This is a genomic window from Pontibacter arcticus, assembly GCF_003284895.1.
Classification (GTDB): Bacteria; Bacteroidota; Bacteroidia; order Cytophagales; family Hymenobacteraceae; genus Pontibacter; species Pontibacter arcticus.
Genome location: NZ_QMDV01000003.1, coordinates 659272 through 675349, shown reverse-complemented (window position 1 = coordinate 675349; position 16078 = coordinate 659272). Strand labels below are relative to the sequence as shown.

Sequence of the window (16078 nt, the reverse complement as noted above, 5' to 3'; positions counted from 1 at the left end):
CGCTGTTGTTAGTATACCTGCCGTTGTTAGTGTTTTTACCGATAATCTAAACACCGGCTTTTGTGCTTGCTGGTGAAAACACGCTGCAAGGGCATGAGGTATTGGTTCTTTCAGCTTACAGAAATGCGCTTGTAAAACAATTTCCTACCCACTAGCTACACGCCATTTATACTTTACATCACTCCTTTTCTTTATTGATCGCCAGTTTCAGCTTGATCGTTTCGGCGTAGGGGTCCAGGGAAGTGTAATTGGTAAGGGCACGCACCAGACCTATACTTTTGAGATCGTATAAAAACCAAAGCTCTACATAAAAATTGTGCAGCCAGTACAGGTCTATTTTGCACCAGCCCCGGATACGGTGGTGCAGGTAATGGCCTTCTTCCAGAACGGATGCTGCCTGCAGGTGTGGCGGCAGCTGGTTAAATTCTTCAGCACTCATCTTCTCTTGGGTGTAATAAACAAAATGGCATTAAAAAAGGCTGCGCGGGGCAGCCTTTTAGTTAACGTACATATTGTGTTTTTGGTCTAGTTGAGATGCAGCGTATACATCTCGAACCGATGAGAAGCAAAACTCCAGTGCGAGGAAGAAGGATGAATTTCGATGCCATCTTCATCTGTAATGGTGATGGCATATCCTTCGCCCTGGTTCATGGGCTCCGTAAAATGCTTCACCGGGTAGACCTTTCCTGCTTCAATCCACTCTTCCGGTTCGAAAGCTGGCATCGACGCATCTACGCATTTTGCATAAACCGCCATATAGCTTGGGGGTACAAATAAATTAACCATGTATTCTAAACTTTTCAGAAAGATAAAAAATTCCTGGAAATCCGGAATTCCTAAAAGTACATTTTTATTTCTTAAAACAAGTATACAAACTACATTTCTGACACAAACTTATCTGTTGCCTGCATAAGCTTGCTGCCTGCTTGCTACTTATGTTTTTAACCAATTTTCGTGCTTTTTGTTTTCAGTTTCAAAAGCCTGGTCTTAAATACTTAACCACAATAACCTGAGCAGGTTGCTTATCTATTTTCCGGTTACGTGCGTACTACCTATACTGTCGTGTATCTCTACCAAAACCCGAAAACAAACTGAAAGCGTATGGCAACATTCACAGAAAATAAGCACACCACCCAACAAAAAACGTTTAGAGCGGCTCCTATGGTGTGGGGACTGAAAACCGTTTTTGTAAATTTATACTTTGTAGCCGAGCCCGATGGCTCCTGGGTCCTGATCGATGCAGGTGTGTATGGCTCTAAAACCAGGATCAAAGAGGCAGCTAACCAGATTTTTGGTTCTGATGCCCGGCCTAAAGCCATTCTTTTAACGCATGGCCACTTCGACCATATAGGCGCTGTAAAAGAGCTGGCCGAAGAATGGGATGTACCCGTTTATGCCCACCCCATGGAGCTTCCTTATTTAACCGGACGCTCCAGCTATCCGCCACCAGACCCAAGTGTAGGGGGCGGCATGATGGCCTATATGGCTTTTATGTATCCTAAACAACCGATCAACATCAGCCAATACTTAGAGTTGCTGCCGCAGGATGGTTCGGTGCCGGGCCTGCCAAGCTGGAAATGGGTGCATACGCCGGGCCATACACCCGGGCACGTGTCCTTTTTCAGGGAAGAAGACCGCACCCTGATTGCCGGAGATGCTTTTATAACCCGCAAAGGCGAATCGGCGATGGCCGTGCTGACGCAGGAACGTAAAGTGCATGGCCCGCCCATGTACTTTACCCCGGATTGGGCTGCAGCACAGCACTCTGTAGAAAAGCTGACCAGCCTGAACCCTGAAATAGCTGCTACCGGCCACGGACTGCCTATGACGGGCAACGAGCTTCGTTCGCAGCTGGATAGTTTGGTGAAAGATTTCTGGATGGTGGCTGTACCGGATAGCGGGCGTTATGTAAATGCGCCGGCCATAGCCGATGAATATGGCGTAGTGTCGGTACCGCCTGATAAGAGCAATACGGTACCTAAAGCCTTGGCTGTAGCCGGTGCTGTAACCCTGGCTGGTATTGCGCTGGCTGCCTTAAGTAAGCGAAACAAGAAAAATAGTAAAATAAAAAAGCAACGGCCTTACTCCCATAACCGTGTGATGCACACTACCCCCGTAGATTATGAAGACCCGTTGGCAAACACCAATAATTATCCTTAAAAAGAAAGAGCCGGAAGTATAAATTCCGGCTCTTTCTTTTTGTAGCTGTTTCTAAGATTTATGATTGGCACGGCCTGATCCGCTTTTCTTGCCTCCGCCGTCTTGTTTGTTTACAGTGGCCCAGGCACGTTTCTCTGCTTCTTCCTGGCTCAGCCCCTGCTTTTCATAAGAATCTTCGATGTGTTCGGCTTTGCGCTTTTGCTTGTCGGTATAAGCCGATTTATCTCCTTGTGGCATGGTATCCTCCTTTTTTAAAGTATAAAACAGCTCCTTAAAACTAAGAAGCCTATGGATGATTTGTACGAAAAAATCAAATTTACTATCTATCAATGCTCCCGCTTAAAACTATCAGGCGAAGTATAACCAAGCATTTATACTTTGCTGAACTTGATACCTGCTTACAGGTTTATACTTTTGCAACTCATACTACATTACACTATGAAAAGCATCTTTAACTGGAGTGGCGGAAAGGATTCGGCATTGTGCCTGCACCGCGTTTTGCAGGAAGGCAAGTATAAAATTGATACACTATTAACCACATTAAGCGGCACCAATAACCGTGTTACCATGCACGGCGTTCGCCAGGAACTATTGCAGCGCCAGGCCGAAAGTATAGGTTTGCCGCTTACGCAGGTTTTTCTGCCCGAAGGTATAGGGATGGAAACCTATGATAAACTTATGCAGGAGGCCCTTACACCGTTCATCCAGGAGCAAGTTACGCATGCCATTTACGGAGATATCAACCTGGAAGACCTGCGCCGTTACCGCGAAGAACAGTTAAAGAAGGCCGGCCTGGAAGCAGTTTTTCCGCTTTGGGGCTTGCCTACGCAGCAAGTTGTGCACGATTTTATAGCGGCCGGTTTTAAAGCAGTGGTGGTTTGTGTAAACGGCCGCATAGTGGACAGCTCGTTTGTTGGCCGTGAGCTGGATAATGCTTTCCTGAACGACCTGCCAGCCGGCGTCGATCCGTGTGGCGAAAACGGCGAGTTCCATACGTTTGTATACGATGGCCCTATCTTCCAAAATCCTGTAAAGTTTACCATCGGCGAAAAAGTGTATAAAACATACGGCACCCCAGCCCAAAACGAAGACAACTGCCATACCGAATCCTCAAAGCCAGTTTTTGATACCGGCTTCTGGTTTTGCGATCTGCTAACGTCGTAATACATTACCTGACTTTTTGACTTCTGGACTATTTGACAAAAGATCAAGTAATAAACATTAGATTTAAAAAAGTACAAATTTATACTTTGAAACATCTTTTATACTTTGAAGTTGTTCAGCATTTTCTAGCAAATCAAGATTCGCCGCCCTTGCTGTGTGTTTTCACCAGCAAGCACCTGTTCGTGAAAGTATAGTTTTCGGTGAAAACACCAACAACGGCAGGATAAAGTACAAGTGTATATTTCAGAACATCTTTTGTCCTTTGTCCTAAAGTCCTTTGTCGAGTTACGTGATTCGAAATACCTCAAGCAAATTAGCTACATTTGCAGCATGGTTTCGATGAGGCAATTATTTCTGCAGCATGTGGCGCAGACATCAGATTTCCCGCTGATGATGGAGATAGAGAAAGCGGAAGGTGTATACATGTATGGCACCAATGGGCAAGTATACCTGGATCTTATTTCCGGAATTGGGGTAAGCAACGTAGGTCACCGGCACCCGCGCGTGGTGAGCGCCATACAGGAGCAGCTCGAAAAATACATGCACCTGATGGTATACGGCGAGTTTGTACATGGCCCGCAGGTGCAGCTTTCCGAGGCTTTGCATCAGACCTTGCCGAAGCACCTCGATAATGTATACATTGTAAATTCCGGCACCGAGGCCGTGGAAGGCGCGCTTAAACTGGCCAAACGCTACACCGGCCGCACCGAACTTATCTCCTGTTATAATGCCTACCATGGCTCTACCCAGGGCGCCCTTTCGGTTAATGGCAGCGAAGGCTTCAAAAATGCTTTCCGGCCGCTGTTGCCCGATGTCCGCCACATCCATTACAATAAAATAGAAGACCTCGAACGTATAACTACCCGCACAGCCGCTGTTATTATAGAAACCGTGCAGGGTGAAGCAGGCGTACGCGTACCTGAAAACGATTACCTTAAAAAACTGCGCGCCCGCTGCACCGAAACCGGAACCCTTCTTATTCTGGATGAAATTCAATCTGGCTTCGGGAGAACGGGTACTTTCTGGGCATTCGAGCAATTTGGCATCGAGCCGGATATTCTGCTTTGCGCCAAAGGTATGGGCGGCGGCATGCCGATCGGGGCATTTATTGCGCCGCAGCATATTATGGCGGCTTTCAAAACCAACCCTATTCTGGGCCATTGCACCACTTTTGGCGGCCATCCGGTATCGTGTGTGGCCTCGCTGGCAACCATAAACGTAATAAAAGAAGAAAACCTGCTGGCTGGCGTGCAGGCAAAAGCCGACTTATTCAAGCAACTGCTTGTGCATCCGCGCATCAAAGCTATCCGTAACTGTGGTCTGATGATGGCTGCCGAATTCGAATCGTTTGACGTGCTGAAAGCTGTGATCGACAAAGCTATTGAGAGAGGCGTTTTAACGGACTGGTTCCTGTTCTGCGATAACTCCATGCGTATCGCCCCGCCCCTTGTTATCACCGAAGAGCAGATCAGGGAAGCCTGCCGTGTTATACTTCAGGTAATAGACGAAGCGTTGATGAGTCAGAAATTTGGGAAGTTAAAAAGTTAGAAAGTTAAGAGGTTAAAGAACTAAAAACCTAAAGCGTTATACGTGCTATACTTTTGGCGATGATCTCATACGTTGCTTATTTCAAAAACTTTCTAACTTCCTCACTTTATAACTTCCTAACTTCTTAACTAACTTCCCGTAAAAGCCGATTTATACCTCATGTACTAGTTATTCGTACAAATCTTCAACAGCTTTTATGGAAATAGCCCTTGTGCTAACATTACTGGCAATTGCTGTGGTCCTTTTTGCCACAGAAAAGCTGCCAATTGAGATCGTGACGCTCATTATGCTGATTATTCTGGCAAGTGTCCGTATCATAACGCCGGAGGAGGCATTTGCAGGTTTTTCCAGCGATTTCATCATCATCATTGCTGCCATTTTTATACTTAGCGCCGCCCTCGAAGAAACTGGTATTCTGGACTTTGCCGTCGTCCGGCTGGCCAGGTTGGCCCAACACAGTGCCGGCTTAATGCTTTTTATCGTGATGCTGGTGACAGGTTTTGTATCGGCTTTCATGAACAATACCACCGTTACGGCCATGTTCCTGACGCCCCTTATCGGCCTCTCGAAACGCATTAGCCAAAGCCCTTCCAAATTACTGATGCCCCTTGCCTACGCCTCCATATTGGGTGGTACGTGTACGCTCATCGGCACATCAACTAACGTTGCCGTAAGCGGTTACATTGCAAAAGCCGGTCTGGAGCCGGTTGGTTTATTTGAGATTTCAGGTATTGGCGCTATTATCTTTATTGTTGGCATTATTTACATGCTCACGATAGGCAAACGCATCCTTCCGGACCGCGACGACCAAGAACTAACTGAAGAATACAAACTAAAAAAATACCTGACCGAGATTGTGGTAAAAGAAGATTCGCCACTGGTCGGGCAGTTGGTGGTAGCGTCTGACCTGACGCTGCTGGGCTTCCGGATGCTGAACATCATTCGTGGTAAAGATAATTTTCTGCCGGATTTCCGAACCCGTATACTTGCCAACGATGTGCTGCTGGTAGAAGGCGACCTGGACAACCTGATGAAGGTAAAGGAAACTAAAGGCATTGATATTCTGGCGGATGTAATGCTGGAAGAAGATTTACAAACCGAAGGTATTCGCCTGGCGGAAGTACTTATTCTAAGGCAATCGAACCTGTTGGGGCAAACTGTAAAAGAAGCAAATTTCCTGCAACGCTTTGGCCTGGTGGTTATTGCCATCTCCCGGCACGGAGAAACATTACGTTCCAAAATCGGAAGTATACGTTTGCAACTTGGTGATATGCTGCTGGTACAAGGCTCTTCTGACCGGCTGAACCAACTCCGTAACTCCAATAACATGGCCCTTTTAGATGAATTTGAGCCGGTGCTGTTCAAAAAAAGAAAAGGCGCTATCACCTTATCGGCATTTATACTTGCCATTCTGGCCGGCACACTGGGTATACTGCCACTATCTATTGCTTTTCTGCTGGCTGCCATCCTGACCATTCTTTTCCGTTGCATCAGTTCCGAGAAAGCCTATAGCGCAATCGATTTCCGGTTGCTGGTACTCATTGGAGGTATGACGGCCTTCGGTACTGCCATGGAAAACTCCGGTGCAGCCGATTTTCTGGCTGGCGGCATCGTGGATATTATGGGCGGGCTAGGTAAAATGGGCGTACTGGCTGGCTTTGTGCTGCTTACTGTTATACTTACCCAACCCATGTCGAATGCGGCGGCCGCGCTTGTAATTGTGCCTGTAGCCTTAAAGGCTGCCGTAGGCATGGATGCCGACCCGCGTACGTTTGCTATTGGCATTATGCTGGCGGCCTCTATCTCGTTAGTTACGCCATTCGAGCCGGCTTGTATTCTGGTATATAGCCCGGGCAAATACCGCTTCTGGGATTTTATAAAAGTAGGCTTCCCGCTTACTATCATCTTACTGGCCGTTTTATTATTGGCTATTCCTATCTTCTGGCCTTTGTAAGATTAAAGTTAGTACCAAGTATAAACACCAAGCGAGAGAACAAATGGCTGTTCTCTCGCTTGGTGTTTATACGATAAGTAAATTCTGAGATTTGTAAAGCTGTGAAGGACTCGTGTAGGCAGTGAAGAGATAAAACTTAAACAGTTCTTTTATTCTGGTCCATTTTCCAGAACCCACGGCAGATAGCAATCAAACTCAATCTGGACAAGTCCTTCCTTCTCTTTGAATGGTGTTAAGGAATTACCATGATGAAAACCGATATAAAAATTGTCCGTGATTTTTTCTTAAATCAGTTGAATATCCTCCATTTGGGAAGGGTATGGAGCAATCTTTTCCTTTGAAGTCGCCTTTGAAATGAAACCAGCCATTATAGTAGTGGAGCCCGCATTCAAGTTTCACAAATTCGCTAACGTCCACTTCTTTCTTATAGTCAACTCCGAGTTTGCCTAACAATTCCTTTATTTCCTCTGGAAAAACCGTTTCTCGTTGCTCAATAAAGTTTCTGCAATAGCTACAACCGCAGCTTTCGGCACCCGATTTGTCCATTTCCAGATATGTTTGCTCGGTCAATTCTTTATCAGAATAGAACTCCCAATCTTGATAGGTAACCAAAGTTTCTTCCATTGTATAAAATACCTTAGCTACCAACTGACATACAGAAAAAGGGCCGAGAAAAGTATACTTACAAGGGCAGTTAAAGTGGCGGTTTTGCTTAAGCGTTTGATGTGGCTTTTCTGGCTCAGCGTAATGGTAACGCGTTTATAGCGCAGGTACAGCGAAAAAATAATGAGCGCAAGTATAAAACTGATAAACCAGAAAGCGCCGAACCGCGCTACAAATTCAAGGGGCAGTTGTTCGCTTGTCTGCTGAAGTATAGCCGTTTGCTTTACCAGAAAAAAGGAGGCAAGCAGGTGCAGCAACATGCCATATCCCAGAAATAAAATAACGGTACGCAGGTGCATGCTTTTCATGCGCAGGTTAGTAGTTAAAGAATGTCTGGGAATCCAGTTTAATCGCCTCTCTGGAAAGGCCGTCTTTTACGCCGGATGATATTTTGCGCACCAGCATCCCTACAATCGATTTACGGAAGCCCAGGCGGGTGGCCATTGTTATACAAAAATCCATTTCCTGTTCGTCTACAATGCCATCGGCCAGCATCATTTCCACCAGGTCGTAGATCTGGTCGAAACGTTCCGAATCGTTGGTAGGCAGTTGAGGCTCAATTTTACTTGCGTTCGAAAGCAGGTGTTTTACATCGTCTGGTTTAAGCCCGTGCCGTATCCCGATCGAAACGATATACTTCATTTCTTCCGCATCCAGGTGACCGTCTATCTTGGCCAGGGCACCCAGATTTTTGATATGGCTTTTCAACTTCTTTGTTTCTTCACTTTCAAAAAAACCAAACATATTTTGCCTCTCTTTATTAAAATACAGTAATTACATTGCATCGGGCCTGTAGCCAACGGGCTGCGGCTTCAGGTTCAAACATACTAAAAAGCTGCCAAAATAGGTATACCCCTGTTTACCTCCGAACTCCTACGATGTTATCTTTGCTACACATACGGTTTTCGATATCTAAGGGCGGTCAGCTTTTGTGTTTTTTTTATTTTAGATAGAATGTTATACTAATGTACTGATTTACAGAAGAAATACACAAAGCGCTGAAAAGTATGGCAGGCTTTTAAAACAACTCGCGCGCTTCTTCTGTACCTTAGGCTATACAAATTGACAACAATGAAAAGAATCGGAATTTTTACTTCTGGCGGCGACTCACCGGGTATGAACGCCTGCATACGGGCTGCCGTGCGTACGGCCGTGTACAAAGGCATCGAAATATACGGTATCAGACGCGGCTATAATGGGATGATCAAAGGTGATATTTACAAGATGGAATCGCATTCTGTGAGCAATATCATTCAGAAAGGCGGCACCATTTTACGCTCTGCCCGCAGCAAAGATTTCATGACGAAGGAAGGCCGCCAGGAAGCCTACAACCAATTACAGAAATTCGGGATTGAAGGGCTGGTAGCCATTGGCGGCGACGGTACTTTTGCAGGCGCTAACACATTTTATGAAGAGTTCGGCATCCCAACCATCGGCGCACCCGGCACCATCGATAACGACCTTTTCGGCACCGATTATACTATTGGCTACGATACGGCTGTAAATACCGCTTTGGATGCAATAGATAAGATAAGGGATACGGCAGACAGCCACGACCGTGTTTTTTTTATTGAAGTAATGGGCCGCGACTCGGGTTATATTGCCATCCCCTGCGCTATTGGCGGCGGTGCCGAAATTGTGATGATCCCGGAAACGAAAACCTCGATAAACGAAGTGGTAGAAACGCTGCGTTCAGGCTGGAGCCGTTCCAAAACCTCTTTCATCGTTATTATTGCCGAAGGCGACGACGAAGGAAATGCCACTGAAGTAGCTGCCCGCGTACAAAAAGAACTGCCCCATATGGATGCCCGCGTAACGATACTGGGCCACGTGCAGCGTGGAGGCGCCCCCACCGCTGCCGACCGTATGCTGGCCAGCCAATTGGGTATTGCCTGCATCGATGGCTTACTGGAAGGCCGGAAAAACGTAATGGCCGGCGTCATCAACTCCAGGCTAACTTATACTTCGTTTACCGATACCATTACCAAAGACAAACCCATTAACCCGGCTTTCCTGAAGATGGTGGATATACTTTCAGTTTAAAAGTTTGAAAGTTGAGAAGTTAGAAAGTTACTGGATTGAAGTACTTACCTGAGAAGTATGAATTTATACTTCTCAGGTAAACTTTAGCAGGACAACTTTAAACGTATATAATACATTGTGTTTTTTATGTATCATGTATTTTAAATCAATAGATTTTTAAATTAAAGTCTTGTGTCTGATATCCTGATACTAGAGTCCTTTTACTTACTTTAGCTTGTTCTGCTTTTTATAAACGCCCTTATCTCTTCGAGTTGGTTGGGGTGGAACCAGGTATAATCCGGGTATTTATGAAACCAGGTAAGCTGCCGTTTGGCGTAACGGCGGCTGTTTCGTTTTAAAAGCCGGACGGCTTCGGCCCAGTCATACTTGCCTTCCAGGTAATCGAATATTTCTTTGTAGCCTACGGTTTGCAGCGCGTTATGAGACCGGTGCGGGTAAAGCGCTTTTGCTTCTTCAAGTAAACCATTTGCCAGCATCTGGTCCATGCGGGTATCGATCCGGTTATACAGTTCCGTTCTTTCGCGGTTCAGCCCGATTTTAATGATATTGAAAGGCCGCTCCTGTTTTTCCTGCAACCTGAAGCCCGAGTAAGGCTTCCCGCTGGCCAGGCATACTTCCAGGGCCCGCATGACGCGTTGCGGGTTGGCTTTATCTACCGTCGCAAAATAGAAGGGGTCCAGTTGCTGCAGTTGCGCGAGCAGGGGTTCGAGGCCTTCGGTCTGGTAAAGCTGCGTTAGTTGCTCGCGCAGTTCCGGGCTTACTTCCGGCATTTCGTCCATGCCTTCGCAAACGGCGCGTACATACAAACCCGAGCCTCCGGTAAGTATAACCAGGTCATGTTTCTGGAACAGCTCATCCAATAAGCTCAGCACCTCCTGCTCGTAAGCACCGGCATTATATTCCTCGGTTATCTGGTGGCTGTCTACAAAATGATGGGGTATACCTTGCTGCTCTTCGGGGTTGGGCTTGGCCGTTCCGATGTTCATTTCTTTGTAAAACTGCCGCGAGTCGGCGGAAATTATTTCGGTGGCAAACTGTTTGGCCAGCGCCACGCACAAATCCGTTTTACCAACAGCAGTCGGGCCAACCACTACAAGCAAGTGCTTTTTTAACTGCTGATCTTCCATTTCAATTTTTCTGGTACTATTTAAAAGTATAAATAAAGTGGGCAATCCCAGCGCTTCAATATTTTATGCATTATGCACAATTACCCTGGCTTCTGCCCTGTTCTACTGCCTTAAAACCGGTACTTACTTGTCTTAAGTGGGATTATCTTGCAAAATAACATGTTATTTCGTAAACTGTGATGCTACAACCGGCTGATCCGGCTCCAATACAATTAAGTACCAAACAAATGCCATATACGTCTAACAGGCAAACCCAAGAGCAGACCAACCTGCAGGCAGCATCGTTGCTGCAGTTACTTGTGCAATTTGCTAACCCACAACATGGGCTTATACTTGCAACACCTGCCGGCCAGTGCACAGCAGCCCATACACACCCCCTGGCTTCCCTGCAAAGTATAGCAAGCACTAGTACTCATCTGAAAGAGCTGTTAGGCCTGAACGAAGCGCAGTTCGAGAAATTTTCAGAAGCGGTAGAAACGCAAAAACAGGTTAGCGGCAAACTGCAGGCGCACCAGCTCGCCTATACCTGCCGGTTGCTGCAGCACGAAGGCCAGACACATATCTGTGCTGAGTTTTGGGATGAAATGGCCGAACCGGAAACCGCCGCCAGCGAAAGTTATAAAAGCGTTTTCGAGAACAGCACCGAGCCACAATTTATACTTAGCCTGCAAGGCAATTTCTTGGATGTGAACCGCAAAGGGCTTGGCCTGATCGATGCTTCCAAAAAACAGCTGGTCGGCCAATCCATTTTCAAGAATTTTAAGCTGAGCCTTTTTGAGCGTGTAGCTCTTAAAGCACAGTTAAAACAGGTAGCGCAAGGCGCCGTTCAGAAATTTGAATGGTGGATACGCGACAAAGACCAGGACCTGCTGCCCATTGAAGTAACGCTGCAGAAAGGCACTTTCGAAGGGCAGGAAGTTATCCTTGGTGCTGCCAAAAATTTAATTGAAGTGATTGATACCGAGCAGGATATACGTTTCAGAAACCACCAGCTGGAGTTTGTTAATTACCTGATCACCAACCTTTCTACCTCAGACAGCCAGCAGGAAGTGTTAACTTTTACGCTAAATGAGCTGTTGGGCAAAAGTGATGCCGAAGGCGGTTCGGTGTATACCTACAGCAGCGGCGACAAAAAACTAGCCCTTACCTACTCTACCGGTAAAACCGAGACCATGCCCTTGCCGGAGTTTGCAACGCTGCCCGCCCAAATTGCCGCCCAGGTTGCTTCTTCCGATAACGCAGGTGCCACAAGCGCTATTGCCGCTCTGCTGAACAGCGAACTGCAAAAACGGCTCTTTATCGTGCCCATTACCACAGATCAGAATTTACTGGCGCTGCTTGTACTTTGGTCTGCAGACCAGCCCAGGTTAACACATTCGTTTAATGCGCTGCTAAATTTTATAGGCAATACGGTGGGTACTTATATTGCCCGCCACCAGCTGCAGCAGCAACTCACCAGCACAGAAGACAAGTATAAACTGCTCTTCGAATCATCTTACGACGCTATACTTTTGTTTAAAGATGGAGTCGTAGTGGAGTTTAACGATAAGGCACTGGAGCTTTTCCGTTGCACCCGCGAAGACCTGCTCAATAAATCTCCTTCTGCTTTCTCTCCTGAATACCAACCGGACGGTACCCGCTCTGATGAAAAAGCAATGCAGATGATGCGCGACGTAATCGAAACCGGCGTCCCTTCTACGTCAGAATGGCTCAATATCAGGAAAGACGGCACCCCCCTGGATTCTGAAATTACGGTAAGCCGCATCCTGATAGACGGAGAATATTATGTACAGGCCTTTAAACGGGATATCACACAGCAAAAAACAATTAAACGTGCCAAGCACCAGGAAGAAGTTGTAAACGAATCGATTGCTCAGTTCCGCAATTTCCTTGACAAAGTTAACCTGGTACATTACAGCCTCGACCGCGAGGGTACAATTGTATATGCCAACGATTTTTTCTGTAAGTATACTGAGTACTCGCTGGAAGAACTGTTAGGCAGAAATTTTTATGAGTTACTGGTTCCGGAAGTTGACCGTGCCTATCGCCGGCAGGAGTTCAGGAAGGTGATGGAAACCAAGGAAATGAACTCGTATTACGAACGCGACGTGGTTACAAAATCCGGCCAGATCAAGACCATCCGCTGGAATTGCATGATCGAGTATAATGCCGAAGGCGAAGTGGCCGGCCTGACCAGCGTAGGCAAAGACATGACCGATAAACGCGTTGCCATGGAGGCCCTGAAGGATAACAAAATCCGCCTGCAGGACCTCTTCGACAACGCCCACGACCTTATCCAGAATATATCAGCAGACAATAAGTTTATATTCGTTAACAAAGCCTGGAAGGAACGCCTGGGCTACAACGATCAGGATATAGAGTCGCTGACGCTGAACGATATTGTGCACCCGTATTACAAGGCCAAGCTTATTTACCAGCTGCGTAACCTCTACAAAGGCGAAAATGTAAATAAGATTGAGACCGTATTCCTGACCAAAGCAGGCAAGCCGGTACACCTTATCGGAAGTATAAACTGCAGCTGGCAAGACGACCGGCCAGTGGCTACACGCGCTATTCTGCACGATATTACGGACCGTATCAAAGCCGAGCGCCTCCAGAAAGTATATTATAGTATTGCGAACCTGGCCATCAGCAGCAAAGATCTTAACTCGCTTTACTCGGCCATACATCGCGAGCTGAGCAAGATCATCGAAACCCGTAACATTTACATTGCCCTCTGCGACGAGGACCGCGAACGCCTGAACTTTGTTTACCTGGTTGATCAGTTTATCGATAAATCATCGCAGGTGCAGGTTAGCCGGCCTTTTTCGGATGGCTTATCCGAGCATATCATCAAAACAGGCAAGCCGCTGTACATGCAAAAAGAAGAACTGCTGCAGCTGGCCCACGATGAAAATTTTACGCTTTACGGCGCTGTGCCGGAGGTTATACTTTGCTCGCCCCTTGCCATCGGTGATCTGATCATCGGGGTAATTACCCTGCAGGATTACCACAACCCGGACGCCTATGTACACAGCGACATTGAGATCCTGCACTTTATTTCGAACCAGGTAGCGCTTGCCATTGGCCGTAAACGCGACGAAGAACAGATAAATAACCAGAACGCCCGCCTGAATGCGATCTTTGAAAGTGGCTCGCACCATATGTGGTCGGTAAACCGGGAGTTTGTACTTACCTCATTTAACCGCAACTTCGGAAGTGCTTTTGAGGCCAGAACAGGCAATATGCTGGTACCGCATGCGCACATGGATGGCGAAAGCCTGCTGCATTTTCACCAAAATTCGTTTGAGTTCTGGAAAGAAAAGTATGAACAAGCGTTTCAGGGCAATCCGCAGCACTTCGAAGTTTATGTGAATGAGCCTGAGAGCTGGCGCGAAGTATACCTGAACCCGATTTACCACGAGGACGGTACCTTTGATGAAATTTCAGGTATTGCGCTCGACATTACAGAAAAGAAACACTCGCAACTGGCGCTTTCTAAAAACGAAGAAAAATTCCGCCAGATCTTCGAGTCCTTCCAGGATGTGTACTACCGCACTTCGCTAACAGGTATACTGGAGTTGATCAGCCCTTCTATATACCAGCAGTTTGGCTACAGACCGGAAGAAGTATTGGGCCAGAACACGGCCATGCTGCACGTGAACCCGGACGACAGAAAGGTCATGATGCAACGCCTGCTGGAGCATCCTAATTTCCGGGACATGGAACTGGAGATGGTTACCAAAGACGGTACGATCAAAACCATGTTGCTTGATGCCCGCCTGGTGTACGATGCCGAAGGTACTCCGATAGCAGCCGAAGGGGTAATCCGGGATGTTTCGGAAATTAAAAAGATACAGAACGACCTGGTAAAATCGAAAGAAGAAGCCGAAAACCTGCTGAAAGCCAAATCGCAGTTCCTGGCAAACATGAGCCACGAGTTGCGTACGCCAATGAACGGGATCATCGGTATGATCGATCTGCTGACCCATATCAATACAGACCCTGAACAAAGCGAGTACATCGATACGCTCCGCAAATCATCGGATGCATTGCTGGCTATTCTGAACGATATCCTTGACTTATCCAAGATGCAGGCGGGCAAGCTGGTGCTGCACGAAACAAGTATAGACCTGCACGAAACGCTGGGCAAAATACACGCCCTGTTTGCAAACCGTGCCCAGCAGAAAGACCTGACCTTTACCTACCAGATCTCTCCGGAAACGCCGCGCCACGTATATACCGACGAAACCCGCTTGCTGCAGGTACTGTCTAACCTTACATCCAACGCCATTAAGTTTACCAACGCCGGCGAGGTAAGTATAAAAGTTGATTGCAAGCCTTTGGGCAATGAAAAATTTGTGTTGCAGGTGCGCGTTAAAGACTCCGGCATCGGCATAACACCAGAAGACCAGCAGCTGCTCTTTACCGATTTTACGCAGCTCGATAACTCATCAACCAAAACGTTTGGCGGCACCGGCCTTGGGCTTGCTATTTCCAAACAGTTAACCAACCTGCTGGGGGGCGATATTGGCGTTATGTCTGCGCCGGATACAGGTAGCATTTTCTGGTTCGAGATACAGGTGCGCGAGGCCAGCTCCGTTGAAATTGAAGCACAGGAACAGCGCCAGCAAAAACAGGCAGCTGAGGTGGTGGCACTCGAAAACAGCCCGCATGTATTATTGGTTGATGATAACCAGATAAATCAGAAAGTAGCCCAGAAACAACTCCAGCGCCTGAGTTGCACCGTTGATATTGCATCCAACGGTTTTGAAGCCATCGAGCTGGCCACTGCCAATAAGTATAATATTATATTTATGGATATCCAGATGCCGGAAATGGACGGTGTAACGGCTACCGGCATCATCAAAGAAAAGCTTGGTACTGCCTGCCCGCCTATTGTAGCCATGACGGCTTACTCGATGAAAGATGATGCCGAGAAATTCATGAGCCAGGGCATGGACGATTATGTATCGAAACCCGTAAAAAGTGCGGACCTGCATGCCATACTCAGCAAATGGCAGGAAGACAGCTGGTACCACCAGGAAGAAGAACAGGAAGCAGAACCTGCGGCAGCCATTATAGACCTGGACGTGCTGGACCAGTTGAAACAGATCGGAGGCGATGAGTTTGCCAGGCAGCTGTATGAAGAGTTTGAAGTAGAAGCCGCCGAACTGCTCGAAGAAGCCAAAAAAGACATGCAGGCACAACAATACAACAGTATTTTGAGTACATTGCACCAATTAAAAGGTACAGGCTTTACCTTGGGCATTAACCTGATGGCAGAGCTTGCCAAGCAACTGGAGCACGATATCAAACTAGAGAAATTTGATTCGGTAGAGCACAACTTTACCAGGCTGCTGGCAGAATACGATAATTACCGTAACGCTTTTAAAGAAATAATTATTTAGCAACCCTC

The 16078-nt window shown here is 46.9% G+C and carries 13 protein-coding genes; 6 read left to right on the top strand and 7 right to left on the bottom strand.

The features are described from left to right. Positions 1-178: 178 nt before the first annotated feature. On the bottom strand, positions 179-439 hold the full coding sequence (locus DP923_RS12415; RefSeq protein WP_112306160.1) for a hypothetical protein: 261 nt from the start codon (positions 437-439) through the stop codon (positions 179-181). An 86-nt stretch (positions 440-525) separates the two neighbouring features. Next, on the bottom strand, positions 526-786 hold the full coding sequence (locus DP923_RS12410) for a hypothetical protein (RefSeq protein WP_112306159.1): 261 nt from the start codon (positions 784-786) through the stop codon (positions 526-528). A gap of 315 nt (positions 787-1101) precedes the next feature. Between DP923_RS12410 and DP923_RS12405 the strand changes: the two genes are divergently transcribed. Beyond that, the gene (locus DP923_RS12405; protein ID WP_112306158.1) at positions 1102-2160 is read left to right on the top strand and encodes an MBL fold metallo-hydrolase; all 1059 of its coding nucleotides are present in this window, start codon (positions 1102-1104) and stop codon (positions 2158-2160) included. A 51-nt stretch (positions 2161-2211) separates the two neighbouring features. Here the strand turns inward: DP923_RS12405 and DP923_RS12400 are convergent, their stop codons facing one another. Beyond that, positions 2212-2397 (bottom strand): hypothetical protein, encoded by a 186-nt coding sequence (locus tag DP923_RS12400; protein WP_112306267.1) that lies wholly within the window; start codon positions 2395-2397, stop codon positions 2212-2214. Positions 2398-2598: 201 nt separating this feature from the next. Between DP923_RS12400 and DP923_RS12395 the strand changes: the two genes are divergently transcribed. The 3 genes from DP923_RS12395 to DP923_RS12385 all read left to right on the top strand — a co-directional run bounded on the left by DP923_RS12395 (position 2599) and on the right by DP923_RS12385 (position 6826). Continuing rightward, a complete protein-coding gene (locus DP923_RS12395) occupies positions 2599-3324 on the top strand; it encodes a Dph6-related ATP pyrophosphatase (protein WP_112306157.1) in 726 nt (241 codons plus the stop codon). Between the two features lie 330 nt (positions 3325-3654). Further along, positions 3655-4872: an aspartate aminotransferase family protein gene (locus DP923_RS12390; protein WP_112306156.1), complete on the top strand. Its 1218-nt coding sequence runs from the start codon at positions 3655-3657 to the stop codon at positions 4870-4872. Between the two features lie 196 nt (positions 4873-5068). Then, positions 5069-6826 carry an SLC13 family permease gene (locus tag DP923_RS12385; RefSeq protein WP_112306155.1) on the top strand — a complete coding sequence of 586 codons (1758 nt, stop codon included), beginning with the start codon at positions 5069-5071 and terminating at the stop codon, positions 6824-6826. A 240-nt stretch (positions 6827-7066) separates the two neighbouring features. Here the strand turns inward: DP923_RS12385 and DP923_RS12380 are convergent, their stop codons facing one another. From DP923_RS12380 to DP923_RS12370, 3 genes are read right to left on the bottom strand one after another with little or no spacing between them, the layout of a single operon-like run. After that, positions 7067-7450 carry a hypothetical protein gene (locus tag DP923_RS12380; protein ID WP_112306154.1) on the bottom strand — a complete coding sequence of 128 codons (384 nt, stop codon included), beginning with the start codon at positions 7448-7450 and terminating at the stop codon, positions 7067-7069. Positions 7451-7467: 17 nt separating this feature from the next. Beyond that, positions 7468-7797 carry a hypothetical protein gene (locus tag DP923_RS12375; RefSeq protein WP_112306153.1) on the bottom strand — a complete coding sequence of 110 codons (330 nt, stop codon included), beginning with the start codon at positions 7795-7797 and terminating at the stop codon, positions 7468-7470. Positions 7798-7804: 7 nt separating this feature from the next. After that, on the bottom strand, positions 7805-8233 hold the full coding sequence (locus DP923_RS12370) for a tellurite resistance TerB family protein (RefSeq protein ID WP_112306152.1): 429 nt from the start codon (positions 8231-8233) through the stop codon (positions 7805-7807). A 327-nt stretch (positions 8234-8560) separates the two neighbouring features. Between DP923_RS12370 and pfkA the strand changes: the two genes are divergently transcribed. Then, a complete protein-coding gene (gene pfkA, locus DP923_RS12365; RefSeq protein WP_112306151.1) occupies positions 8561-9532 on the top strand; it encodes a 6-phosphofructokinase in 972 nt (323 codons plus the stop codon). A gap of 209 nt (positions 9533-9741) precedes the next feature. Here the strand turns inward: pfkA and miaA are convergent, their stop codons facing one another. Next, entirely contained in the window at positions 9742-10659 is a 918-nt protein-coding gene (miaA, locus tag DP923_RS12360) for a tRNA (adenosine(37)-N6)-dimethylallyltransferase MiaA (RefSeq protein WP_112306150.1), read from the bottom strand. Between the two features lie 227 nt (positions 10660-10886). On the opposite strand from miaA, the gene DP923_RS12355 reads away from it, so the two are divergent. After that, a complete protein-coding gene (locus DP923_RS12355) occupies positions 10887-16070 on the top strand; it encodes a PAS domain S-box protein (RefSeq protein ID WP_112306266.1) in 5184 nt (1727 codons plus the stop codon). Positions 16071-16078: the final 8 nt, after the last annotated feature.

What these genes read in the sequence shown, in the direction of transcription:
- DP923_RS12390 (WP_112306156.1), top strand. Translation starts at nt 3,655, where the DNA reads ATGGTTTCGATGAGGCAATTATTTCTGCAGCATGTGGCGCAGACATCA.
- DP923_RS12400 (WP_112306267.1), bottom strand. Translation starts at nt 2,397, where the DNA reads ATGCCACAAGGAGATAAATCGGCTTATACCGACAAGCAAAAGCGCAAA.
- DP923_RS12405 (WP_112306158.1), top strand. Translation starts at nt 1,102, where the DNA reads ATGGCAACATTCACAGAAAATAAGCACACCACCCAACAAAAAACGTTT.
- DP923_RS12395 (WP_112306157.1), top strand. Translation starts at nt 2,599, where the DNA reads ATGAAAAGCATCTTTAACTGGAGTGGCGGAAAGGATTCGGCATTGTGC.
- DP923_RS12380 (WP_112306154.1), bottom strand. Translation starts at nt 7,450, where the DNA reads ATGGAAGAAACTTTGGTTACCTATCAAGATTGGGAGTTCTATTCTGAT.
- pfkA (WP_112306151.1), top strand. Translation starts at nt 8,561, where the DNA reads ATGAAAAGAATCGGAATTTTTACTTCTGGCGGCGACTCACCGGGTATG.
- DP923_RS12370 (WP_112306152.1), bottom strand. Translation starts at nt 8,233, where the DNA reads ATGTTTGGTTTTTTTGAAAGTGAAGAAACAAAGAAGTTGAAAAGCCAT.
- DP923_RS12415 (WP_112306160.1), bottom strand. Translation starts at nt 439, where the DNA reads ATGAGTGCTGAAGAATTTAACCAGCTGCCGCCACACCTGCAGGCAGCA.
- DP923_RS12355 (WP_112306266.1), top strand. Translation starts at nt 10,887, where the DNA reads ATGCCATATACGTCTAACAGGCAAACCCAAGAGCAGACCAACCTGCAG.
- DP923_RS12375 (WP_112306153.1), bottom strand. Translation starts at nt 7,797, where the DNA reads ATGAAAAGCATGCACCTGCGTACCGTTATTTTATTTCTGGGATATGGC.
- DP923_RS12410 (WP_112306159.1), bottom strand. Translation starts at nt 786, where the DNA reads ATGGTTAATTTATTTGTACCCCCAAGCTATATGGCGGTTTATGCAAAA.
- miaA (WP_112306150.1), bottom strand. Translation starts at nt 10,659, where the DNA reads ATGGAAGATCAGCAGTTAAAAAAGCACTTGCTTGTAGTGGTTGGCCCG.
- DP923_RS12385 (WP_112306155.1), top strand. Translation starts at nt 5,069, where the DNA reads ATGGAAATAGCCCTTGTGCTAACATTACTGGCAATTGCTGTGGTCCTT.